General features: G+C 38.9%; 22 protein-coding genes. 21 read left to right on the forward strand and 1 reads right to left on the reverse strand.

What is annotated here, in order from left to right; translation table 11 throughout:
* The first annotated feature begins 103 nt into the window (after positions 1–103).
* The 14 genes from FNLLGLLA_RS02770 (at position 104) to FNLLGLLA_RS02835 (ending at position 18244) form a co-directional block, all read left to right on the forward strand.
* Entirely contained in the window at positions 104–5176 is a 5073-nt protein-coding gene (locus tag FNLLGLLA_RS02770) for a TonB-dependent receptor plug domain-containing protein (protein ID WP_174892249.1), read from the forward strand.
* A gap of 35 nt (positions 5177–5211) precedes the next feature.
* Positions 5212–5829: a MotA/TolQ/ExbB proton channel family protein gene (locus FNLLGLLA_RS02775; protein WP_004696674.1), complete on the forward strand. Its 618-nt coding sequence runs from the start codon at positions 5212–5214 to the stop codon at positions 5827–5829.
* Between the two features lie 2 nt (positions 5830–5831).
* Entirely contained in the window at positions 5832–6239 is a 408-nt protein-coding gene (locus FNLLGLLA_RS02780) for an ExbD/TolR family protein (protein ID WP_004698605.1), read from the forward strand.
* A 2-nt stretch (positions 6240–6241) separates the two neighbouring features.
* Complete coding sequence (locus FNLLGLLA_RS02785; RefSeq protein WP_156697016.1) at positions 6242–7045, forward strand: energy transducer TonB; 804 nt, start codon at positions 6242–6244, stop codon at positions 7043–7045.
* A gap of 28 nt (positions 7046–7073) precedes the next feature.
* Positions 7074–7592, forward strand: coding sequence for a flavodoxin family protein (locus tag FNLLGLLA_RS02790; RefSeq protein WP_156697015.1), 519 nt, complete (start codon positions 7074–7076; stop codon positions 7590–7592).
* Between the two features lie 21 nt (positions 7593–7613).
* Positions 7614–9254, forward strand: a complete 1641-nt coding sequence (hutW, locus tag FNLLGLLA_RS02795; RefSeq protein ID WP_156697014.1) for a heme anaerobic degradation radical SAM methyltransferase ChuW/HutW — start codon at positions 7614–7616, stop codon at positions 9252–9254.
* Positions 9255–9607: 353 nt separating this feature from the next.
* A complete protein-coding gene (locus tag FNLLGLLA_RS02800) occupies positions 9608–10612 on the forward strand; it encodes a carbohydrate kinase family protein (RefSeq protein WP_156697013.1) in 1005 nt (334 codons plus the stop codon).
* Positions 10613–10618: 6 nt separating this feature from the next.
* Positions 10619–11980 carry a TrkH family potassium uptake protein gene (locus FNLLGLLA_RS02805; protein WP_156697012.1) on the forward strand — a complete coding sequence of 454 codons (1362 nt, stop codon included), beginning with the start codon at positions 10619–10621 and terminating at the stop codon, positions 11978–11980.
* A gap of 35 nt (positions 11981–12015) precedes the next feature.
* Positions 12016–12666: a potassium channel family protein gene (locus FNLLGLLA_RS02810; protein WP_004698681.1), complete on the forward strand. Its 651-nt coding sequence runs from the start codon at positions 12016–12018 to the stop codon at positions 12664–12666.
* 112 nt (positions 12667–12778) lie between these two features.
* Positions 12779–13585: a hypothetical protein gene (locus FNLLGLLA_RS02815; RefSeq protein ID WP_008601567.1), complete on the forward strand. Its 807-nt coding sequence runs from the start codon at positions 12779–12781 to the stop codon at positions 13583–13585.
* 12 nt (positions 13586–13597) lie between these two features.
* Positions 13598–14698, forward strand: a complete 1101-nt coding sequence (locus FNLLGLLA_RS02820; RefSeq protein WP_008601565.1) for an AAA family ATPase — start codon at positions 13598–13600, stop codon at positions 14696–14698.
* A 137-nt stretch (positions 14699–14835) separates the two neighbouring features.
* Positions 14836–16479 (forward strand): vWA domain-containing protein, encoded by a 1644-nt coding sequence (locus FNLLGLLA_RS02825; protein WP_156697011.1) that lies wholly within the window; start codon positions 14836–14838, stop codon positions 16477–16479.
* Positions 16480–16598: 119 nt separating this feature from the next.
* Positions 16599–17189 carry a DarT ssDNA thymidine ADP-ribosyltransferase family protein gene (locus FNLLGLLA_RS02830; RefSeq protein ID WP_156697010.1) on the forward strand — a complete coding sequence of 197 codons (591 nt, stop codon included), beginning with the start codon at positions 16599–16601 and terminating at the stop codon, positions 17187–17189.
* 26 nt (positions 17190–17215) lie between these two features.
* A complete protein-coding gene (locus tag FNLLGLLA_RS02835; RefSeq protein ID WP_156697009.1) occupies positions 17216–18244 on the forward strand; it encodes a macro domain-containing protein in 1029 nt (342 codons plus the stop codon).
* Positions 18245–18318: 74 nt separating this feature from the next.
* Here the strand turns inward: FNLLGLLA_RS02835 and FNLLGLLA_RS02840 are convergent, their stop codons facing one another.
* The gene (locus tag FNLLGLLA_RS02840) at positions 18319–18996 is read right to left on the reverse strand and encodes a metal-dependent hydrolase (RefSeq protein ID WP_156697008.1); all 678 of its coding nucleotides are present in this window, start codon (positions 18994–18996) and stop codon (positions 18319–18321) included.
* 108 nt (positions 18997–19104) lie between these two features.
* Here FNLLGLLA_RS02840 and moaC point away from each other — a divergent pair, with 108 nt between their 5' ends.
* From moaC to FNLLGLLA_RS02875, 7 genes are all read left to right on the forward strand, one after another.
* Positions 19105–19617, forward strand: a complete 513-nt coding sequence (moaC, locus tag FNLLGLLA_RS02845) for a cyclic pyranopterin monophosphate synthase MoaC (RefSeq protein ID WP_004696653.1) — start codon at positions 19105–19107, stop codon at positions 19615–19617.
* A gap of 28 nt (positions 19618–19645) precedes the next feature.
* Entirely contained in the window at positions 19646–20131 is a 486-nt protein-coding gene (gene trmL / locus FNLLGLLA_RS02850) for a tRNA (uridine(34)/cytosine(34)/5-carboxymethylaminomethyluridine(34)-2'-O)-methyltransferase TrmL (protein ID WP_004696651.1), read from the forward strand.
* Between the two features lie 105 nt (positions 20132–20236).
* Entirely contained in the window at positions 20237–20602 is a 366-nt protein-coding gene (locus tag FNLLGLLA_RS02855; RefSeq protein ID WP_156697007.1) for a YlbF/YmcA family competence regulator, read from the forward strand.
* Positions 20577–21506, forward strand: a complete 930-nt coding sequence (murB, locus tag FNLLGLLA_RS02860) for a UDP-N-acetylmuramate dehydrogenase (protein ID WP_155086008.1) — start codon at positions 20577–20579, stop codon at positions 21504–21506. Before FNLLGLLA_RS02855 ends, murB begins: the two co-directional genes overlap by 26 nt.
* 139 nt (positions 21507–21645) lie before the next feature.
* Positions 21646–22593, forward strand: coding sequence for an epoxyqueuosine reductase (locus FNLLGLLA_RS02865; RefSeq protein ID WP_156697006.1), 948 nt, complete (start codon positions 21646–21648; stop codon positions 22591–22593).
* 196 nt (positions 22594–22789) lie between these two features.
* Complete coding sequence (typA, locus tag FNLLGLLA_RS02870; RefSeq protein WP_004696644.1) at positions 22790–24601, forward strand: translational GTPase TypA; 1812 nt, start codon at positions 22790–22792, stop codon at positions 24599–24601.
* 268 nt (positions 24602–24869) lie between these two features.
* On the forward strand, positions 24870–25589 hold the full coding sequence (locus FNLLGLLA_RS02875) for a DUF4198 domain-containing protein (protein WP_156697005.1): 720 nt from the start codon (positions 24870–24872) through the stop codon (positions 25587–25589).
* Positions 25590–25665 lie beyond the last annotated feature (76 nt).

A 25665-nucleotide genomic window follows, 5' to 3' on the forward strand; every position in this document is an offset into this window, starting at 1 on the left:
TGTGAATGATATTCAATGTCATTATATGTTAGTGAAGTGTATCTTTTTATATTTGTGTGTAAGATACAAGATATATGTTTAGTTATAAGTTTAGGAGGGCATAATGAACCGGTGGGGACATACAAAGCGTACCATAATCCTGTCTAGTGCAGTTGCCTTGTGGCTTAGCGCACCTCTAGTGGTTTGGGCAGATAATGCGACTGTCACTACAGATGTTGTTAATGTGAAAGGCACATGGGCAGAAGAAGAAGCAAAATTGAACTCACAGCAAGTGCAAATCATTACCAAGAAAGAGATTGAAAAGAAACAGGCGAAGTCCGTTGAAGACATTATTTTTACGCAAACAGGCGTATCTAGAACAGTTGATGCTATGGGGCGTGTGGGCGTGTCCATTCGCGGTGCAGAAGCGCGTCACACTCTTATCCTCGTAGATGGTCAACCAGTGCTAGGTGATTTTGATAAGTACTCTGGTGCGGCCGATGAAGTACAACGTTTGGGTACAGAGAACGTAGAGAGAATTGAAGTTATTCAAGGTGCGGCTAGTGCTAAATACGGATCTGATGCAGTAGGTGGTGTAGTTAATATCATCACTAAAAAAGCACAAAAGAAACCATCCGTACAATTTAATGCTGAAGGCTTGCGTCGCAAGAGCGATGGCGATGTATTTCCGTTCCAAAACTTCTTCATTCGTGCCGATTCTGGTCAAATGGGCAAGTTAAAGGTTGGTTTATCAGGTAGTAAACGAGATCTTATGCCTGTTCTAGCATCTGTTAAACGTCGTGCCTCTGGGATGGCCTTTGATTATGCAAAACATAACTTCAAGCCAAATGTACTTCGTTACTATGGTGATGCGGCAGATATCGGTCTTGTAGCGACCTACGAGGCAAATGATAAAAATAAGGTGGAATTGCGACTTAATCGTTACACGGAAGATCTTGTGCGCGATGTTAAGCACTCCGACTCCGACTTAGAGCCACAGCAACACTTCAAACGTACCGCAGATCGTAATACAGCTAATCTGCAATGGTCCTCTAGAGCTGGAAAGAGTGACTGGACTGTTGAAACAAACTATTCTCGCATTAAAGAAAATGACGTAGCGCTCATTAACTATACAGGTCGTTCTGCTTATGAAGGCTCTAATGAGTTGCGTTATATCGATAACATCGATCATCGTCAATTAGATATTCGCGTAAATGCAAATACGCAAGTTAATAAAAATCATTTGCTAAGCTATGGTGTTAGCTATGCTCGTGAAGAAGGCTCTGGTAGTCGCTTAAAGAGTTCTCCTAATACAAGTACGATGTACATCGATCCATGGGATTACGATAAAAGCTTGTTAGTAGACCGCCTTGATCGTCTCGTGCGACGTAAAGGCGATAATAGTATTAAAGTTTACTCTCACATCCATGACTATAAATTCATTAATTCCGGTGGCGGCATGCCGCAATGGGATATGGATTATGAATACTATGGAGCTGAAACAAAGGCACAAAAGCCGGGCATTACGTACGATGATTATGTGAATTATGGTTTATCGGAAAGCAGACTTAGTGAATGGTCAAGCACATCGCCGAATAATCAACCCGTAACGGATGAATTTAAGAAGCGATATTATGCTTTGGAAAATCGGTTGAAATCGGAAAATCCTGAAATGGCGGCACATCGTGCAAACATCGTAGGTGACTATTTTAAATATGGTGAGTCTAACGATCCAGAAATGCGTAAGAAAGCACCTAAGCTAAATGGTAAGGCTTTCTTGGAAGAGTACCGTAATCGCGATCAACGCTTGACTACTGGTAGTGGTACGATTCGTAAAATAAACGCTTACATTTCTGATACATGGCAAGTTAATAAGAATTTAACATTGTCTCCAATTGTGCGCTTCGACAATAGTAGCTTGTTTGGTTCTAACGTATCTGCATCTTTGGGCATGACATATAACGTTAAAGGTAATACACATCGCAGATTTAAAGCCAATGTAGGTACCGGTTATACAGAGCCTGGTATGGGCGAATTGTGGTATAACTGGGAAATGTACGCTTCTAACCCTGTAGGGATTGGGGTAGCAAAACTCGGTTGGTATTGGGCTGGCAATCCTAATTTGAAACCAGAAAAATCGGTCAATTTCGACATGAGCTTGGAGGGTGAAAATAAAAATACATATGCACGCGTAGGTGTATTCCATAACCGTATTAAGAACTATATGTCTGTATACTTCACTGGTGATTTTATGGACTTTGCACCATATCTTAAGGGTGATGCGAAATACCAACGTGCCCCGGATATGATTTACAGCTTTAAAAATATTGGTAAAGCTGAAATTACAGGGCTGCAAGCGGAAGTACAACAAAAATTTGGCAAATATTGGTCTGGTAAATTAGGTTATACATATTTACACGCTATCAACAAAAGCGATCCATCCATGCCACGTCAATTATTGGATAAACCAATGCACAAAGTTGATATTGGCATTACTTATGATAACCCTAAATCCGGTTGGAATGGCTCCATCTGGGGTGATTACTATATTAATATGCTTGATAGTAATACTCTTAATAACGGTGGTAACTACTGGCCAGATATCTTGTCTGGTGATGCAGGCGTATATAAGAAACAAATGTATGAAAAGAAAACATTTGGCATTTGGAATGTAATGATTCAAAAACGTTTCAATAAAAATGCCATGATGTATTTCGGTATCAATAATATCTTTAACCATCGCGATGATGATCGTGCTACTCAAGAGCGTGTATATCGCATGGGTGTTAACCTTAAATTTGGTGGTGGTGATAGCAGCAAAACTACGGCTATCGGGAAAACTAAAGATGGTGCGAATGTTACAGGTGCTAATGTAGCTAATGGTGAAGTGGTAAACTCTGAATCTGGTGTACAAAACGTAGCTGATGTAGTTCGTTTAACTGACTTTATTCGTTCTGATTTCGATACCACTAAAGAACGTGGTATTACAATGGTTGGCGACTATAGAGCACGTTGGATGGCACATGATGGTTCTAATAGACCACAATCTCCATTTAGATCGAATTCTGCCATCGGTTCTGCAAAAGCCAATATGTACGATGCTAATCGTCATAGTTTTGAACAACGCTTACGCCTTGGCTTTGATGCTCGGCTTAATGAGTTCACAAACCTCAAGGTTATTGGCAGTATGAGTGGTATGATTGGAGTAGATACAAGCTGGACAAAATCTGATTCCAAAGGTCTCAACCATCAACGACTTGATACAGTTGATCTTACAAGACGCGTTAAGAAATGGGACGTATCTGTAGGGCGTTTAACTGAGCCTATGGGCGCTAGTGGTTACTGGTTTGGTCAATCTTATGACGGCGTTCGTGCTGTTTGGAATGGCCATGATTCTCAAGTTCGTATTGGTGTTGGTACTTTCAAACATAGTACAGGTATCACTGATTCTGCATATACTCATGCAGTGCACAAAGTTATCTTTAGACCACCAACAGCAGCTGAATTGATTGGTATCAATCGCGATGATTATCCATACGATATTGAGAGTGCTACTAAAACCGGTTCTGATGGTGAGAAGAAGACCTCAACAGATCCGGCAGCTCCAGATAGTCCAACTGGTATTTATAACTCCACTTACAAAGGTAAGACAGATAGCCTCTATTTCTATCAACAGCTCAAAGACTTGCAAGCTGAATACGAAGCTTATAAAGAAAGCTTAGACTTAAGATGGAGTAATCCGAACCGTGATCAAGAACTTGAAAAGGCTAATGCTAAATTAGCTGAAACTCAGAAAAAACAAGCTCAAATTATGGGTCGATTACAAGATATTCTTACAAAAGCATATCCTACAGATATGGCAGAGACTAAATTCTCCCTTGATATCCCATCTGGTGGGTATGCAATGTATGAAATCACCAATAAGAAAACAGGGGAAAAACTGTATAAAACAGGCGACATTATGTATAACGTAAATTCCCCATTGTACCCTGAATCTATGAAAGAAAAGGCAAAAGGTCTTATCGTATCCTCTGATAATAAAGAAGCCTTGCTAAATCCTAAAGAGTATGTTGATAAACATGCAGCTGAGATTAATCAATCGATTACAGAAATTGCCAAATATAATGCAAAAGATAACTGGAGTAATTATAACAATAGTGGGCTTGACGAAGTTTGGGTGAAACAAGCTGATGGTACATTTAAGAAATCTTATGATTACTATGGTCAACCGTCAAGTGATTATGAATTCACTGGCTTCTTAGGTGCAAAGACTTACAAATACGATAGTGGTAAATACGTATTTAGTGATTATGATGCTAAAGATGCCATTTACAAAAAGAACTTCACCATGTCCTCTGGTGATTATGGCGAAGGTGGTTCTTACTATGGTTGGGGTATGCCTAATGCATTGTTTAACTATATGTATAATCTTGAAAAAGTTGTACATGATGCGGAATCTGAAAATAAATTGCCACGTGAAGCAATTGGTAAGATCATTGGTAATTTGATTAGAACAGAAGGTGTAGTTCTTGAAAAAGATACTGTACCAGCTATTGATAAGGCAGCCTTTATTCAATACAAGAAACAAATTGGCTCTCGTTTAGGTTTGCAAGCTTGGTATTTACGCTCCTTTGGCGGTAAAACACATACATATTTAAATGCAAACGGTAACGGTAATGATGAACATAGCTTCTCCAATGTAGCTCATGTGTTTGGTATTGGTGCTAAATATCAACTTGGTGCTAATGCAGCTGTTACAGTTGATTATGGTCAAAACCGTTCTAACTTAGGACGTTACCTCAATGGTAATACCGTATATCAACATGAACGTGGTACAGCAGACTTTACTCTAAAAGGTCATCAAATGGGCGGCACACCACACTTCTGGATGGCTCGTCTAGATATTGGACGTGCTGATCTAGATGTTCCGAAATCTTGGAATGCATTCATCGATTACAAATACTTTGAACATGGCTCCTTCTTCGGTGGTAATGGTACGGGTGCAGTACCTGATCGTTATTTAGATGGTGTTCGCAGCTTTACATTTGGTGCCGGCTATGTACCGCGCAAGGACTTGCTCCTTGAAGCATTCTATACTTTCGATGCGAAGGGCACTAATAAACGAGACACTTTATATGGTAGTGAAAGCTTTAAGTTAGGCGATTATACACGAATTCAAGGAACCTATAGGTTCTAATGCTCAGTCTGTAAACAGGCAGAAAGGTTACTAATATGGAAAATTTAAATTATGTCATTCACTTATTTCATAGTGGCGGGTATGTAATGTATCCATTGTTACTCTTGTCTTTCATGGTTATCGCTATAGCTGCAGAACGTGCTTTCTTCTATCGTAAGTATGCAGGTAAAACATTTGTTGTAACTCATGCCGTAAATGAATTCGCAAAATTACAACGTTGGGATGAAATTGATAAAGTAATTAAAGAGAACCCTTCTATTGCAAGTCGTATTGCGGAAGCAGGTTTAAAAAATGATTCTAGCGAAGAAGCAATGAAGACCGCTTTTGCTGATCAAATGGGGGTTGATGCAGTTGGTTTCCGAAAATATATGGACTACTTAAGTGCAACAGTTACAATTTCTCCATTATTGGGCTTGCTTGGTACAGTAACAGGTATGATTGGCTCTTTCAGTATCCTTGACTCCGGTGCGGGTGCATCTGCCATTACTGGTGGTGTAGGTGAGGCGCTTATCGCGACAGCATCTGGCTTATGTGTGGCCATAATGGCATTTATCGTTTACACAATTTTTAGTCATCGTTTGGACTCCATTATTAACCAAATTGAAAATATGTGTGTAAATATAGTTACAGCTAAACGAGAAGGGTGGAAATAGTTATGAACTTGCAAAGCTTTCGTATGAAAACTAAGCCGGAATTCATGATCATTCCAATGATTGATATCATTTTCTTCTTGTTGGTATTCTTCATGATGAACAGCTTGCAAACAGTGGCTCAAAAAGCCTTGTCTGTACAATTACCACAGGCTACTAGTGCTTCTGCACCAGCTCAATTACCAGTGGTTTTAACATTAGATGCGGAGGGTCATATTACGATTGATAACAAGCCAATGAGCATTGACGATGCTGAGGCAATGGTAAAACAACGTATCCAAGAAAACCCTAATGCTAGTGTTATCTTACAAGCCGATAAACGAGCGGCTCATGGTCAAGTAGTAGCGATTATGGACATGTTAAAACAATCTGGCGTTAAACGCTTAGCTATTGCAGCTGAACAGAAAGGATAACTATGGGACTAGGCATATCATGGAAAAAAGCAGCCATTATATCCGCCGTAGTTCATCTTATTGCTCTCTTTATTGCTGTAATCTTTTTTGTAGTGGTTCCAGCCATTCAAGAAATGGATACCTATGAAATCGACCTCACACAAAGTGTGCTCGATGATGGTGGCAGTGGACATGCTGGTGGTGGCGGAGGTAACAGAGCAGATCTGTTCCCAAAACCATTGTCAGCAGATGAAGTAGCGGCAAGAACAAAGGCTGTTGTAGCAAATGTTGAACCATCTACAGCAACAGATATCCCTGATGCAGTAGATGTGGCAGCTAAAGCAAGTGAAAATAAAGGCAATACATCCGGTGATAATTCCGCTTTTGGTGGCACAGGCCCTGGATCAGGTGGTGGTTCTGGCGGTGGTCATGGTACTGGTGAAGGCACTGGAATTGGTGATGGTAGAGGCCATGGTACTGGTACAGGTGATGGTACCGGTGAAGGTGATGGTCACGGTACAGGTAAAGCCGCGTTCAATGTAGAGGGCTTTTATGCAGCCGTAGATAGCCAAAAACAAATTCCTTATGCGGCTATTAAACGTAAAATGAACGTAGATGTTACAATTAATGTAATGGCTAAATTAGATACTAATGGTAATTTAATAGACGTATATCCAACTAGTGGTGGCGATGAGATATTTGTAGAAGCGGCTCTTGATGCAGTGCGACGAGCGACTCCGTATCCAAATGAAACAGGGGATATACAACCAGTAGAAGTTCCTGTACACTTTGTAGTACAGGCCGATGGCGAAGATGAAGAAGAATAAATATATCTAAGTAATAAAGGAGATAAATATGAAATCTATTATTTTATATTCTTCCCTTACGGGAAATACTAAAAGTGTAGCGGAAGCAATGGCTTCCGTTATGCCTGAGGGAACACCTTGCGTTTCTGTAAAAGATGCACCTGAAAATTTAGCTGATTATGATACAGTATTCGTAGGTTTCTGGGTGGATCGAGGTACAGCGAATAAAGAAGCGGCTAAGTTGATTGAAACTATGACAAATCCTAACATCGTATTCTTTGCTACGTTAGGTATGTATGCTGATTCTGATCACGCTCGTGAAAGTATCGATAAAGCATCTACATTGTTGCAAAACAAAGAATCCCTTGTAGATGGGTTTGTATGCCAAGGTAAAATCGATCCTAAAGTAATCGAAATGATGTATAAAATGTTCCCACCTGGATCCGCACATGGTCAAAGCCCAGAACGCGATGCGTTACATAAAGCGGCTGAAACTCATCCAGACGAACAAGACTTTGCAAATGCAAAAGAATTCACAAAATCTGTACTTGCAAAGTTGCAAGCCTAATTTCTGAAAGGGGATTGGAGTATGAGTTTAGCAAGTTTCTTTGAGTCCATTCCGGAGAAGCAGCGAAACCTACAACTAGGTTTAGAATGCGATAATCCGATGAGTGGTGCATTTCCTCATAAACGTGTTGTTCATGCAGGTCTTAATGGTACGCTTGTTTCTCCAAAAGAAACGCAAGCCGTTTGGGATGCATTAATGAATGGGGCTCCTAAAAAGGGCGAAATGCAATGCGCTTACATTCATATTCCGTTTTGTAAGACAAAATGCACATATTGTGGATTTTTCCAAAACGGTACGAGTCAAAGTGTTGAAGACCAATATATTGATGGTCTTATCAGTGAATTAAAGCTCGCTAGTGAGCGTCCGAGATTAAAAGATGGCTTAATCCATGCCTTGTTTATCGGCGGTGGTACACCAACATCTTTATCTCCTACAAACTCTGAAAGACTGCTTAAAGCGATTAAAGCGTACTTGCCATTGGCAAACGATTATGAGCTTACCTTAGAAGGTCGTATTCACGATTTGATCCCTGAAAATCTTGAAGTTTGGATGGCAAACGGCGTCAACCGTATGTCCATCGGCGTACAATCTTTTAACACAGAAGTGCGTCAAATGGTAGGCCGTTTAGATACGAAAGAAACCGTATTAGAACGACTAGCTGCTTTGAAAGCTTATGGTCAATGCTCTGTCGTTATTGACTTAATCTATGGCTTGCCTGGTCAAACTATGGAGGTGTGGGAACAAGATTTAGCTGATTTAGTAAGCTCTGGTGTTGATGGTGCAGACCTATATCAATTAAATGTATTTGATGGTAGTGATCTCAATAAAGACATTACAAACGGTAAAGTTCCAGCTGCAGCCACAACAGCGATGCAAGGAGATATGTTTGAATTCGGTCGACAATACCTAGATGCGCGATCTTATCGCCGATTGAGTGCTGCACATTGGAGTGCTAATAATCGTGAGCGTAGCTTATATAACACTTTAGCTAAATCGGGCGTCCCAATGTTCCCATTTGGTAGTGGTGCAGGTGGTAACGTCGATGGTTATGGCATGATGTTACATCGTGCATTAAAACCATACGAAGATATGGTTACCCGCGGTGAAAAACCATTTATGGCCCTTATGAAACAAAGTGATTTACAACCTATCGTCAACCGAGTAGTAAGTCAATTAGAACAAGGATTCCTCAATATTATGAGCTTAGTAAAAATGGATTCCAGATTAGATGAATTGAACTGGCTCTATAAATTATGGGAAAAACGAGGTCTTGTTGCCTATAATGGTTTGCTTTATAAATTGACTGATGCAGGCGAATTCTGGACTGTAAATCTTACGCAAAGTACATTAGAAGCTGTTGAATATATCATGACTGGTAAGAATTCCTTCGCTATAGAAGCAGTAGCAGCACAAGATACAAAAACAACTTCTAAAGAAAATCCTAACCAAGAGGTACGTGGCATCGGCCAGGGTAAAGCCAATATCTCTGTACCAACTGACGAAGATTCCGAAGCACAACGTAAAGATGCTCTCATTGCTAAGGCTAAAGCTGAAATTGCTAAGAGCGGTGCTTCTGGCGAAGCAGCAGAACGAATGGTACAAGCTATGTACAATTTAAGTGCTGATGAGATTGAATATATGATGGAACGTATGATGTCTTAAACTGTTATGTTACACCTTAATTCTAACAACCTCTTCCAATAACCAACATATAATATACAAGACATATTACGTGACATATACGTGCTCTCTGTAGTACAAAGTAGCCCCAGACTGTAGTCTGGGGTTTACTTTTTATAGAGCGAAAGGTATTCTGTAGGTATAAGACTTAAATGACTTTAAAAAGTATAGCAATAGATGTATAGGAATAGATTTATAAGAATAGATTTATAAGTCTATAAGGACAATAAAAATCTAATTGCTACTAAAATCATAAAACAATAAGTGAGATAGTAAATCTATAAGATGTGAAGTGATATTGCTTGTATAGCTGATAAAAGGCTTAGGAGGTTAGTATGAGTACATGTCCTCAAAAAGAAATAGATATATTAGGTATTGGGGCTAGCACATTAGACCGCTTCATCGTTGTGGATCATTACCCAACGGGACGTGAGGTACAACAAGTTGTATCTTCTACCACTGATGGTGGAGGACCTGTAGCTACAGCATTAGCCGTCGCAGGTAAATATGGTGCACGTACGGCCATGATTGACAGTATCGGTGACGATATGGTGGGGCGTCATATTTTAGATGATTTCAAAAAATATAATGTTAATACTGATGCTATCCACATTGAAAAGGGGGAAAAGAGTGGCGTTGCTACAATCCTAGTAAAGCATAGCACTGGCGAGCGTGCCGTATTTTTTGAACGCTCTACTGCGCCAGAGCCAGTATTTTTAGACACTCATAAGCAATTAATTAAAGAAGCTTTCATTTTACATGTTAACGGACGGCATCGACAATTCATGTGTTCTGCCATGGCGTTAGCACAAGAGGCAGGTACTATTATCTCCCTCGATGGAGGTGCACAGCGCTACGATGAAGAGATGAAATCTATTACAGGGTCAAGTCATATTGCTATTGTTGCTCGTGATTATGCTGAAAAATATACGGGCACTACTAATTTAGAAGAAGCTTGTCGTATCATTCATGACCGTGGTGCTCTTATTGCGGGGGTTACGGATGGCGCTAATGGTAGTTATTTCGTATGGCCTGATGGAACTTTCTATCGTTGTCAGGCATTCCCTCAAGAATATGTAGTTGATACAACGGGGGCCGGAGATAGTTTTCATGGTGCATTTCTTTCAAAGCTTGTTACATTATTGAGAGAGTTAGCCCCAGTAGAAGGGTTAAAGACCTCTACATATGCTATAGATTTATTACAACATTGTGGGCATTCTGATTTAGAAAAAGCTGCTATTTTTGCGTCCGCTGTAGCAGCTTTAAATACGCAAGGGATTGGTGGTCGTAGCGCTTTACCAAGTTTACAAGTTGTATATAAGTTAATGGGATTGGAGTAAATCAGTATGTGGCACGATATTTCCCATTCTCATGTACAACGGTACATGCAACAAAATCCCTATCGATTATTAGCGTTTAGCTTTCTAGGCGTCATGATTATAGGTACAATATTGCTTATGTTACCGATGGCGAGTGCTCAGGGGCAAACGACGGCTCTTGTAGATGCCGCTTTTACCGCCGTATCTTGTGTTTCGGTAACAGGGCTGACCACTGTAGATACTTATTATCATTGGTCTTTATTTGGCCAGATTGTAATGGTTATCCTTATTCAGTTAGGTGGGTTAGGAATTGTATCTTTCACGACCATAATTGCTTTGCTTCTAGGTAAACGAGTAGGCCTTAAAAATCGTATGCTTTTGTCCGAGGATGTCGGACAGGAGGGTATGACTGGTTTATTACATATTACGAAAAAGTTAACGCTTTATACCTTTGCTATTGAAATTGTGGGAGGCATAATCTATACGATTCAGCTATATCCCTATATTGGACAGGCTGCATTGTATACCGGTATCATGCAAGCTGTTTCCACCTTTTGTAACGCTGGATTTGTATTTTTTGATAATGATCTACCTTATGCCATGGTAGGGGACATATTATTTAATATCAATACAGCAGTACTAATTGTTATCGGTGGTTTTGGCTATTTAGCGGCCTTTGACATATGGTCACACCGTAAGGTGCGACGATTTGTTGACTTAAAACTTCACACTAAGATTATGTTAGTAGGCACAGCGATTCTTATCCTATTAGGAACTATCATTTTTTTAGGTGTGGAATGGTCAAATCCAAAAACCTTTGGGTCATTACCGATTTGGAATAAAATAATGGCCTCTTTATTTCAAGCGATTACGCCGCGTACAGCTGGGATTGCAACGGTTGATTATAATGCATTACATCCAATTACCTTGTTTGTTACCATTATTCTCATGTTTATTGGTGCGGGTCCGAACTCTACCGGTGGAGGGGTTAAAATTAGTACCGTAGCAGTAACCATACTTGCATCGCGTACCTTGTTTAATAACCGTCCAGATACAGAGATTTTTGAACGTCGTATTTCATTAGTAACAGTGCTTAAAGCCAACGGGATTATATTTTTATCGCTTCTTCTTATTTTAATAGCCACATGTTATCTAGCTTGGGATGAGCCTTATGATTTTATTCGATTGTTATTTGAGGTTACGTCCGCCTTTGGGACTGTAGGCCTTACGACGGGAATTACGTCTGATTTATCTGAAAGCAGTAAATGGGTGCTGATGCTTGTTATGTTTACAGGTCGTGTCGGTGTTATGACCGTTATTGGTACATGGGCTCTTAGGACTTCACCAACGAAGCCAATTGGGTATGCAGAAGAGAATGTATTGATGTAATTGAGTAGAATAGTTAGTCTATCAGGAGATATAGCATGAAATATAAAACAATTGCCGTCATTGGTCTTGGTCAATTTGGTACGACTATAGCCAAGATGTTAGCCTCTATGAATCATGAGGTTTTAGGTGTAGATATTAATCCAGAAATTGTACAAAAGGTTTCCCCTTATGTAACACATGCTATTGTAGCAGATACTACTGATGAAGAGGCTATTAAAGCCTTAGCTTTGAGCCAATTTGATATAGTTATTGTTGCCATTGGTGATAATATCCAGGCTAATCTCATGACTTCGATGTTGTTGAAAGAAATGAATATGCCTCATGTGGTTTCGAAAGCTGAAAATGCACTCCAAGGTAAGATGCTCAAGAAGATGGGGGTAGATATGGTCATCTATCCAGAATATGATGTGGCACAACGGTTAGCTCAATCGTTGACACGAGAACATGTAATGGATTACTTACAGCTATCTAAAAGCATTAGCCTTATTGAAGTAGATATGCCTAAATTTTTGGTAGGCACCTGCTTAAAAGATTCTAATCTGCGTGAGAAATATAATCTTAATGCTGTAGGCATCAGGCGTGGGGAGGATTTAGAAGTCCCTCCTAATCCGTTTACGATTCTTTCGGCGGAGGATAAACTATTAATTATAGGAAATAATTCTGATTTAGATGCATTAACAGTGTAGTAAGTATACGAAAGAGATATAAATATATCGAAAAAATATGATATAATAAGATAGAATTCAGTATAGGCCATACGTATTCGTATGGCCTTTTAATATAGAAATGAAGGTTATTATGACAGAGGAACAATATATAACGGCGCTGACCAATAACCCACATGGGATTCGAAATATTCCAAATCCTACAGAAGCTATGCAACTTACATGTGTGGGACAAAACGGCATGTTGTTACAATATATTAAAGAACCTACTCAAAAGGTTATTGAAACGGCGCTTTCACAAGCACCACGAGCTATACAATTCGTTGAAAATCCTACAGAAGAATTGTTAAAAGCCTTAGTGGAAAAAGATTGGGCGGTTTTAGAATATATCGACAATCCGTCTGATACATTAATAAAAAGTGCGTTAGCTCAATCAGGTTGGGCTATTCGCTATATTGCGAACCCATCTGAAGAATTGCAATTAGAGGCGGTGAAGGCGAATTATGATGCCTTACAATATATCAATGCTCCAAGCGAAGCTGTGCAGTTACAAGCCGTGCAAGAGAGTTACTTAGCCTTGCGCTACATTGATGAGCCTAGCGTAGCTGTACTAGAAGCAGCAGTAAAGCAAGATCCACAGGCAATGCGTCAGATTACAAACCTCACTAAGAACTTGGCCTTGCATTTATTTAAGGTAAGTGCGGCTATCGTCGGTTATATACCTAATACATTGGGCGTTACGGTAGACGAAATCAAAGATATAATTCTAGATGCCATTTCTAGCGATACCGTTGATGAAGACTATGTACGCGAGTTAATCAACAATAAAGCTATCGGTGGACGTCAATCCAAATGGCCTATTGATATATTGTCACTTATTGATAGGTATGGTACTAGAACTGTTAAGAAAATTGCAGTAGGCGAATATTTGAGATATTAGAACGGAGATACAATGAACTTTATAGATACAATGGCAAGCGTTGAGTTAGTGCTTGCTGCTAATCAAGTACCCTTGCTCGTCGGTGAGACGGGTATAGGTAAAACCTCTCTCGCAGCGCGCGTTGCAGAGGTACATAATTGGGAATTAGTAACTATTGACGGAAACCTTTTAAAAGAAGGTGAAATTGGTGGCTTGCCTACAGTAGAAACGGTGACTCATACGGATGGTCATGGCAATACACGGGATGTGAAAACTACAGTATACGCTGTGCATCATACATTGGAACATGTGGCACAAGCCGTAGATAAAGGGCGCCAAGTATTACTGTTTATCGACGAAATTAACCGCGCAGAACATGCAGTTCAACAAGAATTGATGAACCTTATTCTAAACCGTGAAATTAATGGCTTTTCTTTAAGTGATCAAGTGCGCATCATCGCCGCTATGAACCCTGAGGATTCCTTTGATTACCAAACGATTGACATGGACCCGGCACAGCAAAACCGTTTTGTATGGCTTTATATGAATGCTGATTATATGCAATGGATTGACTGGGCTATTGGTGCTGGTATTGAAGAAAAGGTTATTGAATTTATTTCTTCCTATCCAGAATATTTAAATCAACGTCACGAAGACGATATCGATGCCACACCTCGTTCCTTTGAACGCGTGTCCGGTCTATATAGAATTTATAAGAATCAAGAGGGCACAAGTTATAGTCGCGACGTATTTATGAATGTTATTCGTGGTAACGTAGGTAAACTCATTGCGGAGGCTTTTGTAAACTTTATCGAGTCCGATCAAGAACCTCTTATTACCTTTGATGATGTATTGGCAGCGGTTCAAAAACCAGGTGCTATTATGTCTATGGCTGAGCAGGTTAAAGGTGAAAGCCCAACTCGCCTTTATGTAGCAGCAAAAAATATGTTGCATCGTTTAAATCGCAATAGCAATGCGCAGGAAGTACATCATTTTGTGGAGTTTTTAACCTTGTATCCAGGCGATTTGCGCGTAGCGGTTATGAAAGATCTTCGTAACACGTATGAGCGCGTTTACGCTTATGCTATTGAAAATGACCTTTTTGTAGATACTTTCTTTGACGCGCAAAAATAATTTTATGTGCGTAGTTAACCAAATCGAAGCTATCTATATAGATAATCAACTGTAGTAAATTATTAGTTATGAGGTTAATTGATATATAGCATGTGACATATATTAAATTTGTTTTCTAAAGAAAAGGGGGTGTAAATATGCAACGAAACTTAGATAAGGATGATATACGTGATGCTTCGGATTTGCTGACTCATATCGATGGTTGGGAAAAGACGGGTTCTTATGATGCGGAAGCTATCGAGGCTCTTGATCGATGGCATGCGAAACGAGAGCGCATACATCGCGAAGCAGAGGCTTTGTATACGCAAATATACGCATCCTATGAGGCCTATGTAGATAGCTATGAAGAACAACATCATAGCATGGCGCCTGAACGTATAGCGGCTGATCTTATGAACCATAATATGTCGGATAGCCATATAGGTACTATCGGTCGTGCTCTTGAAGACGTACAAGTGGAGGGGACAGACCTTTCCGTTATGCAGCAAGCGATAATGACACCTGCCTATGAGCAACGGTTGTGGAACATATTGCATGATGTAAACAGTTTGCTCCTTGAAGAGGACCAATTCTTTGGTTACTTTTACTTACAAATGACTCATCGCATTCGCTTTGATATGGCCAGTGCTTTTGGTATTAATCTTAAACAGGGCGGATATGTATTATATGTAAATCCCTTTATCTTGTTACGCCAATCACCTGATGTGATGAAGGATGGTATTAAGCGTGAAGTTCTTCATATCATTTCTGCTCATTTGATGCGGGTAAAAGCACTGAGCCAAGGCTTTCACAAAACAGCAGTCCATATGGCTATGGACATGGTCGTAAATGATTACCTTGAACATGTAGACCGTGATGCAGTAACGGTAGCCAATGTAAATGCGCGCTTTGGTTTGTTATTAAAGCGTTTTCGTACCATTGAATACTATGCGAAGGCTATTGATAAGGTCATGAAAGAAAAACCAGATCTCTTTGTGCCCATCGATAATGCAGATACAGCGGTTGCTATGGAGTTTGACCCTCAAACTAGCCATGATATTTGGGATGAATCTGATTCTATTGATATAGATACGATGGACCAAATCACGGAGCGCTATATCAACGAAGCCTCAAAGGGTGATATGGAAGGCTATGTGAAAAGTCTTATTGATACATTCCAAAAAACGCGACGCGCTTTGCCGTGGTATTTTTATCTCAAAAAGTTGATGGGCAAGGTAGCGAGTGGATACAAAAAAACGACGATGCGTCGTAATCGTCGTCAGCCTGAGCGTTTGGAATTGTCTGGTACATTGCGCCAACATAAGGCAAATGTATGGGTAGCTCTCGACATGAGTGGCAGTATAACTGATGTAGAGTTTACGAATGCCTTAGAGCAAGTGTTACAAATCGTGCATGCCTACAACCATCGCATTACCGTTGTAGAATGTGATAATGAGGTGCGCCGCACCTATACGATGGAATCTGTAAAAGATGTAAAACCTCGCCTCGATGTGCGTGGTGCAACGGCCTTTACCCCTGTATTCTCTCTGGCTAATCAAAACCGTGTAGATTTACTTGTATATTTTACGGATGGCAAAGGGGAAGAGCGACTTCGAGAGGCGCCAAGGGGCTATAAGGTGCTGTGGGTGTTGACCGGTGAGAACCCACAACTATCTTTGCATACCCCATACGGCCTGGTTCGTGAACTCGGCTATGTTGGTATTGATGAAACTCAAGATATTGATGAATTTGTACGCATGGCTAACCGCGGTGGTTTTTCCATGGCAAACCAAGAGTTTTAGAGCATAGCGTTTTTTTGATAATTACATGATAACTATTAATGGTTATTTCTTATGATATAATTAATTTATGGTTGTGTAAGGTGTTTTAGCTGATATTCATTTGTAATGGGAGAAGAATAATGACAGCTATAAGAAAACGAAAATGTATTTACCACTTGACTGCTTTAGAAAACTTAGAAAGTATTATTGAGAATGGTTTGTTATCAAGAAAAACTTTAGCGGAGCTAGGTCCAAAATTTATTGATGTAGCAGATCCTGAAATAATAGAGAAACGTAATACTCTAAATATAGCTGATTGTGTGCCGTTTCATTTTCATACATATACGGATTTTGATGTCTGTGTTCAGCATAGTCATGATAAAATATTTATTTATCTTGCTATTTACAGAAATATAGCTAGAGATAAAAAATTTTTAATTATACCGAAACATCCATTATCGTGTGAATCAAATGAAATTTTTGATTATGATATGGGGATTGATCGAATTAATTGGGATATAATGGAGCTAACAAAACAGCAAGATGGATATAATTCTAGCATTAGAATGGCAGAATGTTTATCTAATCATTGTGACCTAAGTATTTGTGATATAAATATAATTTTTGTTCCTAACTCGGACGTAAAACGAGCGGTGAATAATATTTTAATATGTCATAGTATTAGCAAGTTAGATATAAACATAACTCCATGTTTATTTGCTCGTAAATAATGGTAACGGCGAAAGGAGAAATTGAAATGATTCATTTTGTAACTGATGATATCTTTTTGTCTCCAGCAGATGCATTGGTAAATACGGTTAATTGTGAAGGCTATATGGGCAAAGGGTTAGCTTATCAATTTAAATTAAGATATCCTAAGAATAATATTGATTATATTAAGGCATGTAAAACTGGAAAGCTGACTATTGGTCATTTACATTGTTACAGAGAATTAGAAAAATTAATTATTAATTTTCCCACAAAAGATAAGTGGAGAACGCCTTCAAAATTAGAGTACATTATTAAAGGTTTAGATGATTTAAGACGTATTATTATTGAGAAAAGATTAAAGTCTATTGCAATCCCTCCGTTGGGTAGTGGTAATGGAGGATTGAATTGGTTAGAGGTGAAATCTATTATTGTAGAGAAATTATCTTCATTAACTGATGTAGATATTTATATTCATGAACCTGGTGTGACTTCTGTAGTGATTCCAAAATCTAAGCCTAAAGTATCCTTAGCTGCATTAATTTTAGTATATATAAAATTGAATTTGAATAGTAAAATTTTTAAGCCTTTAGTTCTTCAAAAAACTGCTTTCTTTATGGATGCTAAATTAATAAATCCATATTTTAGATTCAATGCTTATAAAAATGGCCCTTATGATGACTCTATTCGTATAATTTCACGGAATATACTTGAGTACAAAAACTTTTATAATATTAAGTCTACTAAAAAGTTATTTGATAGTATAAATTCTGAAATAATAAGTGAAAAAACTATAAAAAAATGTAACGAGTTAAAACCGGCATTAGATAAATCTATATATTTTATGAATAAGGTAGCTGATATACATCAAATAGAATGTGTTGCTACAATTTTATATATTGTACGAGAGCAACGTGGAGCAACCGAAAGTGAAATAATTGAAGGTTTTGTTAAATGGTCTGTTGATAAGTGCAATAGATTCCCCGTTTCAGATATTTTAGATGGAATTCAGCTTTTAATTGAAGAAGATTATATCGAAGAAACTTTAATGGGCTATTCTTGTAAAAATATTTTTTAGTATTTAAATATAAAAAGTAGCAGTTATTTAGTAAACACTAAATAACTGCTACTTTTGTTTGTAAATAATTTCTATTAGCTATTAAGCTCGATAGAGGATCCTGGATCGATAATGAGAGCTGTTTGGTTGTATTTGCCTTCAACTAAACTTGTGAATACACCTGGTTCACGGTCGATAACAGGCCATGTTTTGTAGTGAATTGGAATGGAGATGCGCGCTCTTACATAGGAAGCGGCAAGGGCTGCATCTTCAACGCCCATTGTGAAATTATCACCGATAGGAAGAAGTGCGTAATCGATTTCACCAAAGCGATTTAATAATTTCATGTCACTAAAAAGTGCAGTATCGCCAGCGAAGTAAATAATGTCGCCATAGAAATCTACAAGACAACCTGCGGCATGACCTCCAGGAATGCCAGCACCGTGGAAGGCAGGAACCATTCGAACAGAACCGAATTCAAAGTCGAACTTGCCACCTAAATGCATGGCGTGTGTACGACAACCGGCAGCTGCCGCTTTACCCGCTACCTCAGCAGTAGAAATAACGAGTGCATCATTTGCTTTGGCAATAAAATCTGTGTCGCCATAATGATCATCATGACCATGACTGACAAAGATATATTGGCATTTGATGTCTTCTCTTTTAGCGATATCCCATGTATTACCGGTCAAGAATGGGTCGAAAATCATGGATACATCGCCACGTGTGAGCATAAAGCAAGCGTGACCAAAATAAGTTAGTTTTGTTTTCATAGGAACACTTCCTTCCTTGTACATACAATTCTTAATTCTATTGTATAATATAATAAATGAAAATAAAACTATTGGTGATAATTTATACATAATTAGTAAGGATATATTATGGATTTAACACATTTTGATCAAGATGGAAATGCTTGGATGGTAGATGTATCAGATAAGGATATTACAACTCGTACTGCCGTGGCAGAAGGGTTTATTGCTATTAATGATGCCATTTATGAGCGCATCGAGGCGGGAACAATAAAAAAAGGGGATGTTCTTAGTGTGGCTCAATTAGCAGCTATTATGGGGGCGAAACAGACGAGTAATCTCATTCCCCTTTGTCATCCATTGGCGTTAACTAAGGTTGAGGTGCATTGTACTCTTGTTGATGGTGAAAGTCCTGCCTGTACGGATGCTACACATAATCGTGCTGTTAAGGTTCGGGCTACCGTAAAAACGACAGGAAAGACAGGTGTTGAAATGGAAGCGCTTACAGCGGTTCAAGTAGGACTTTTAACAGTCTACGATATGTGTAAAGCCATTGATAAAGGGATGATTATAGGTCCTACATATCTTGTAGAAAAAGAAGGCGGGAAAAGTGGACATTTTGTCCGTTCCTTTGTAGAATAATATAGATATAAAGAATAGGGGATTGAAAATGGAAATAGTACTTTATGAGCCTGAAATTCCAGGTAATACAGGAAATATAGCGCGTTTATGCGCCGCCAATCATATGACCTTACATCTGATCAAACCCCTTGGCTTTTCTATTGATGACAAGCATGTAAAACGTGCTGGCCTTGATTACTGGCACTTGGTAGATGTACAGGTACATGAAAATATTCAAGAATTATATGAGAAATATCCTGATCGTAGATATTTCTATGCTACTACCAAAGCAAAGCATACTCATTCCGAGGTGAAATATGAAATTGGTGATATGCTCGTCTTTGGACCTGAAACAAGAGGGTTGCCTGAAAGTTTATTAGATGGTAAAGAGGATACATGCATTCGTATACCCATGGTAGATGAAGCACGTTCTTTGAACTTATCTAATGCGGTGGCAATCATAGCTTATGAAGGTATGCGTCAACTTGATTATCCAGATCTTAAGGCTGAAGGCAATTGGATTCAATCAAAATAAATAGACTTTTATAATTAAGGAATATATTATACGTATGTGTTAGGAGACCTACCAAATCTATATGACCGGTAGCGATTTTAACGGTGTTGTTTGGAGGAGGATATTATGAACTACGATAAAGCTCATGATTTAGCTCACGCAATGCGTGAATCCGAAGAGTACAAAGAATTAATGGCTGCTCAGGAAGCAGTGAAGGCAGATGCAGTAGCAACGGGTTTGGTTCGCACATTTATGGCACAACAAATGCAATGGGAATATGCTAAGTTGTCCGGTGCTCCAGAAACAGATGAGTTGCAAAAGAAACAAGAGGAATTGATGCCTCAAATTCAGGAAAATGCTGCAGCGACTGCTTATTTGCAAGCGCAAATGCGTTGGAGCCAGATTTCTAATGATATTTACAAAATCATTAGCGAACCAATCACTGAGGGGATGAAAGTGTTAGATCATGGCGAACAACAACCACAACATTAAGGTATTACAAACCGCTTTATTAGAAAAATTACCAAGTACACGTGTACGCGAGCAGGAGCTCCTTTGTCATCATACGACATTCAAAATTGGAGGACCTGCGGATTTATTTATTGAACCTACTACGATGGCAGAACTTAGTTTTACGCTTCGTACCATTCACGAATTAGATGTGCCTGTAACTATTATTGGTTGTGGATCTAATATTTTGGTGAAAGACGGAGGTATCCGCGGTGCTGTTGTATCGGTTCGACATATGACTCAAATTATGGACTGTAACGAAAACACATTGTGCATTGGTTCCGGGTATATGTTAAAAGATGCTTCTGAATTTGCTTGGGAGAATAGTTTATCTGGTCTTGAATTTGCTATTGGTATTCCAGGCACACTTGGTGGTGCCGTATTTATGAATGCAGGTGCTTATGACGGGGAAATGAGCCATGTAGTTACTGCAGTGAGAGCCGTGGATTTCCAAGGAAATATTAAAGAGTATGACGCATCTCACCTGGACTTTGCTTATCGTCATAGTGTATTCCACGATAATCATGAGGTTATTGGGGAAGTTATTATGACACTCAAACCAGGCGACAAGGATGCCATCAAGGCGCGTATGGATGAGTTAACAGAAAAACGTGAATCCAAGCAACCTTTGGAATATGCCAGTGCAGGTTCAACCTTTAAACGTCCACCAGGATACTTTGCAGGTACATTGATTGAACAAACAGGCCTAAAGGGGTTGTCTGTAGGTGATGCGCAAGTGTCCCACAAACATGCAGGCTTTGTCATCAATACAGGTAGTGCTAGTGCAAAGGACGTACTTGATTTGATTGCAGAAGTACAGCGTCGTGTGTACGATAGACATGGTGTACACCTTGAGCCCGAAGTACGTATGATTGGTGAAGACTAATATCAACTAAATACTAATATAAGATTTCTTATGTAACGTTACTCTTTTTAGGGATGATGGATTCATAAGAAATCTTTTTTTATGTCCATTATAAGCGTATGATATTTATATAGTTAGTCTATATTTGGGAGGCGATGATATGAATACATTGTTGGCCCAAGAGATTCATGATAAAGCATTAGCATGTGGGTATGACGATTGTGGTATAGTACCTCTTGATGCACTTGATTTTTATAAAGAACGAATGATAAAGCGTTTAGAAGATGTACCTGAAAGTAAAAAGGTATATGCACATAGTAATGCCTTTTTAACATTGAAAGAAAACTATCCTTGGGCACAATCTATAGTGGTTTGTACTGAATATTTTGGAGCGTATAAGTTTCCTGCTTCGCTTCAAAAGCGATATGCAAAAGGCTTACTACTATCGTTAGCTAATATCCCTGATGGGGTCGAAGTCAAACAAAGGCGATCTTTTGAAACATGGTTCAATGATAAGAACATCCAATTTATTGGTGGTGAAACAGCAAAGCCTACTGGTGTTGTTCCTTTGCGCCCTGCTTCTGTAGCGGCAGGACTTGGAATTTATAGAAAAAACAATTTCTTTTATGGACCTAAAGGCTCTAATTATGAATTGGTAGCCTATTTAATTGATCAGCCTTGTGAGTATATTCGTCATCTAGAGATACCACCATGTCCAGAGACTTGCGATTTATGTCAGCAAAAGTGTAAAACGAAGTCTCTATCTGCACCTTTTACAATGAATCCATTAATCTGTGTATCTTATATCAATACCTTTGGTGATGGTAAATTGCCAGAAGGTGTGACAGAGGATATGTTGGAAGAGTGGATATTAGGTTGTGATAATTGCCAAGACTGCTGTCCGTTTAATAAAAATCATGATTGGAGTATAGGTAAAGATTATCCTGGGCTTGATGCATTAGAACTTATACTACAGCCAGAATATATTTTGAAAGCCTCTGATAAGGAGATTATAGAAAAGTTGATTCCTAAATTCTGTTTCCATTTAACAGATAAACAAATTCCGTTGTTGCGTAAATCTGCTAAGCGGGCGATAGAGCATAAATAGGTTGTGTCCTAAGATGAGTCAAAAGTATAATCGAATGTTGAAATTGCCATGATTAGAATAGGTGTACTGTTTTGACTTTTTTCTATAGACTGCGTTATAATTAACTGTTGCCAATTTTGGGGAATATACTTGCATAGCCTGTTTTATCGAGGCTATGTGATATAGAATATACTGAAAGAATTAAAGGGAGGATCTTATGATTCGCGAAAATCTTCGTAATGTAGCGATTATCGCCCACGTTGACCATGGTAAAACTACTTTGGTGGACGCGTTATTAAAACAAAGCCATGTGTTCCGTGAAAATGAAAAAGTAGCAGAACGCGTAATGGACTCCAACGACTTGGAACGTGAACGCGGTATTACTATTTTGTCTAAAAACACTGCTGTAATGCATGATGGTATTAAAATCAACATCGTTGATACTCCAGGCCATGCTGACTTCGGCGGCGAAGTGGAACGCGTACTTAACATGGTTGACGGCGTATTGCTTCTCGTAGATGCTTACGAAGGTCCAATGCCTCAAACTAAATACGTTTTGCGTAAAGCCTTAGAACAAAAATTGAAACCAATCGTAGTTATCAATAAAATCGACCGTCCTGACCAACGCGTTAAAGAGGTTGAAGATGAAGTTCTTGAATTATTCATGGAACTTGAAGCTGATGATGATCAACTCGACTTCCCTGTAGTATACGCATCTGCTCGTTCAGGTGTGTCCAAAACTAATTGGGATGATGAAGCTGTAAACATGGAACCGTTATTCAAAACATTGATTGATGAAATTCCTGCACCACAAGGTGATATGGAAGGTCCTCTTCAATTTATGGTAACTACACTTGATTACGATAACTTCATCGGTAAAATCGCCGTAGGTCGTATCGTTCGCGGTAAAATGAAAACCAACCAACAAGTGGCTATCATGAATGGTGAAAGTACTCGTAAAGCGAAAATCGGTCGTGTGTACACATACAATGGCTTAAACCGTGTTGAAACTGATGAAGCTGAAATGGGTGATATCATTGCATTTGCTGGTATTGACGATATCAACATCGGCGAAACAGTAGCAGATGCTGAAAATCCTGAAGCATTACCATCCATCTCCATCGACGAACCAACATTGTCCATGGTATTCTCCGTAAATAACTCTCCATTCGCAGGCCGTGAAGGTGAATTTGTTACATCCCGTCACTTGCGTGATCGTTTGTTCCGCGAAGTAGAAACTAACGTATCCATGAAAGTAGAAGAAACTGATTCTGCAGATGCTTTCAAAGTATCTGGTCGTGGCGAATTGCATTTGGCAGTATTGATTGAAACTATGCGTCGTGAAGGCTACGAATTACAAGTAGGTAAACCTCGCGTAATTTTCAAAACTATTAACGACCAATTATGTGAACCTCTCGAAGCATTGACCATCGATGTACCTCAGGAATTTATGGGTACCGTAATGGAAAATCTCGGTCAACGTAAAGCTGAATTGACTAATATGGTTGAATTGGCCGGTTATCTTCGTATGGAATTCGTAGTTCCAGCTCGTGGCTTGATTGGTTTCCGTGCCCAATTCTTAACAGCTACAAAAGGTAATGGTATTATGAACCATGTATTCCATGGCTATGCACCATACAAAGGTGAAATTCCTTCCCGTACACGCGGTGCTTTAGTAGCCTTCGAAAATGGTGAAACTACTCCATACGGTTTGAACTCCGTTCAAGACCGTGGTACATTGTTCGTTGGCCCTAATCAAGACGTTTATGCAGGTCAAGTTATTGGTGAAAATACACGTGAACTTGATATGGATGTTAATCCATGTAAGAAAAAACACGTTACCAACATGCGTTCCAGCTCCTCTGATGAAGCGGTACGCTTGACTCCACCTCGTATCTTCTCCTTGGAACAAGCTCTTGAGTGGATCAACGATGACGAACTTGTTGAAGTAACACCTGAAAGTATTCGTATGCGTAAAACAATCCTTGATCGCAACGCACGTGCGAAAGCAGCAAAGAATAAAAAATAATATCTTATACAGATATATAAAGGCGCTCCTTAGGGGGCGCCTTTTTTATCTAATCTATAAGTTGTTATCTAACATATTCCTGTGGATTATATCTCCATGAAAATAGATGATAATTTTATCATTTATGATTAATGGGTATAAAAATGCGTTAATATACTAAATACGCATAATAACTTGCTGATAGGGGTATTGGTATATACGAAATATTTGTAACGCTGTATAATAATATCAAGTTTGTTGAAATAAGTTATTGATTATGGAGGTTCTTATGAATAAGAAAATCTTAGCTTCTTTATTTGCAGTAGGTTTGGCTGCAGGTTGTGTGTGCTCTTCCGTTGATGCGCATGGCGTATTCTTTGCTAACCGCTTAGATGAAAAAGCGCTAGTACTTGGCGAAGGCCCTGTTGATGATGCATATAGCCCAGAAATGGTAAAAAGCATCATTGGTTTAGATAACAATGGTATGGTAATTCCTGTACAAGTTATTAAACATGAAAAAAATGTAGTAGTTGTACCAAATGATAAATTGGGCATTACAGTAACTGATTTTGACTATGGCTATTGGACAAAAGACAAAGATGGTAAAACAGTTCATAAACCAATTACAGAAGTACCAGGCGCTCAAAAAAGTACACATGCCATTAAATATGACGTTCACTACTGGAATGCAGAAGCAAAACCTTTCAATAATAAAGATGCTTTCATTCAAATCATTCCATCTGTTAACCCATTAACTCTTAGAAAAGGTGATACATATGAAATCCAAGTCTTGAAAGACGGTAAACCATATGCAAATGCACCTCTTATTAAAGACGTAATTAATGATCTTACTAACGAAAGCAAAGCTGATGAAAACGGTAAAGCAACTGTTGCAGTAAGTGCTAACGGCCTTAACGTAGTAGGCGTTGAAGTGGGCTTCCCAACTCAAACTAAAGGTGAGCAAAATAAATACTTCAGTGCATTGTCCTTCATCATCAATCCTGAATAATATAGGATATACTATTTACTAAGTGTGTGAAATAAACAAGACCTCCTAAGTTGGATTTAGGGGGTCTTTTTATAAT

Origin of the sequence: Veillonella parvula (genome assembly GCF_902810435.1) — a bacterium.
Lineage (GTDB): Bacteria > Bacillota > Negativicutes > Veillonellales > Veillonellaceae > Veillonella.

Excerpts from the sequence above, each read along its gene's own strand:
- FNLLGLLA_RS02780 (WP_004698605.1), top strand. The coding sequence starts at position 5,832 with ATGAACTTGCAAAGCTTTCGTATGAAAACTAAGCCGGAATTCATGATC.
- trmL (WP_004696651.1), top strand. The coding sequence starts at position 19,646 with ATGGAAATAGTACTTTATGAGCCTGAAATTCCAGGTAATACAGGAAAT.
- FNLLGLLA_RS02815 (WP_008601567.1), top strand. The coding sequence starts at position 12,779 with ATGACAGAGGAACAATATATAACGGCGCTGACCAATAACCCACATGGG.
- moaC (WP_004696653.1), top strand. The coding sequence starts at position 19,105 with ATGGATTTAACACATTTTGATCAAGATGGAAATGCTTGGATGGTAGAT.
- hutW (WP_156697014.1), top strand. The coding sequence starts at position 7,614 with ATGAGTTTAGCAAGTTTCTTTGAGTCCATTCCGGAGAAGCAGCGAAAC.
- FNLLGLLA_RS02830 (WP_156697010.1), top strand. The coding sequence starts at position 16,599 with ATGACAGCTATAAGAAAACGAAAATGTATTTACCACTTGACTGCTTTA.
- FNLLGLLA_RS02825 (WP_156697011.1), top strand. The coding sequence starts at position 14,836 with ATGCAACGAAACTTAGATAAGGATGATATACGTGATGCTTCGGATTTG.
- FNLLGLLA_RS02855 (WP_156697007.1), top strand. The coding sequence starts at position 20,237 with ATGAACTACGATAAAGCTCATGATTTAGCTCACGCAATGCGTGAATCC.
- FNLLGLLA_RS02770 (WP_174892249.1), top strand. The coding sequence starts at position 104 with ATGAACCGGTGGGGACATACAAAGCGTACCATAATCCTGTCTAGTGCA.
- FNLLGLLA_RS02805 (WP_156697012.1), top strand. The coding sequence starts at position 10,619 with ATGTGGCACGATATTTCCCATTCTCATGTACAACGGTACATGCAACAA.
- FNLLGLLA_RS02835 (WP_156697009.1), top strand. The coding sequence starts at position 17,216 with ATGATTCATTTTGTAACTGATGATATCTTTTTGTCTCCAGCAGATGCA.
- FNLLGLLA_RS02785 (WP_156697016.1), top strand. The coding sequence starts at position 6,242 with ATGGGACTAGGCATATCATGGAAAAAAGCAGCCATTATATCCGCCGTA.
- typA (WP_004696644.1), top strand. The coding sequence starts at position 22,790 with ATGATTCGCGAAAATCTTCGTAATGTAGCGATTATCGCCCACGTTGAC.
- FNLLGLLA_RS02865 (WP_156697006.1), top strand. The coding sequence starts at position 21,646 with ATGAATACATTGTTGGCCCAAGAGATTCATGATAAAGCATTAGCATGT.
- FNLLGLLA_RS02790 (WP_156697015.1), top strand. The coding sequence starts at position 7,074 with ATGAAATCTATTATTTTATATTCTTCCCTTACGGGAAATACTAAAAGT.
- FNLLGLLA_RS02775 (WP_004696674.1), top strand. The coding sequence starts at position 5,212 with ATGGAAAATTTAAATTATGTCATTCACTTATTTCATAGTGGCGGGTAT.
- FNLLGLLA_RS02800 (WP_156697013.1), top strand. The coding sequence starts at position 9,608 with ATGAGTACATGTCCTCAAAAAGAAATAGATATATTAGGTATTGGGGCT.
- FNLLGLLA_RS02810 (WP_004698681.1), top strand. The coding sequence starts at position 12,016 with ATGAAATATAAAACAATTGCCGTCATTGGTCTTGGTCAATTTGGTACG.
- FNLLGLLA_RS02875 (WP_156697005.1), top strand. The coding sequence starts at position 24,870 with ATGAATAAGAAAATCTTAGCTTCTTTATTTGCAGTAGGTTTGGCTGCA.
- FNLLGLLA_RS02840 (WP_156697008.1), bottom strand. The coding sequence starts at position 18,996 with ATGAAAACAAAACTAACTTATTTTGGTCACGCTTGCTTTATGCTCACA.
- FNLLGLLA_RS02820 (WP_008601565.1), top strand. The coding sequence starts at position 13,598 with ATGAACTTTATAGATACAATGGCAAGCGTTGAGTTAGTGCTTGCTGCT.
- murB (WP_155086008.1), top strand. The coding sequence starts at position 20,577 with ATGGCGAACAACAACCACAACATTAAGGTATTACAAACCGCTTTATTA.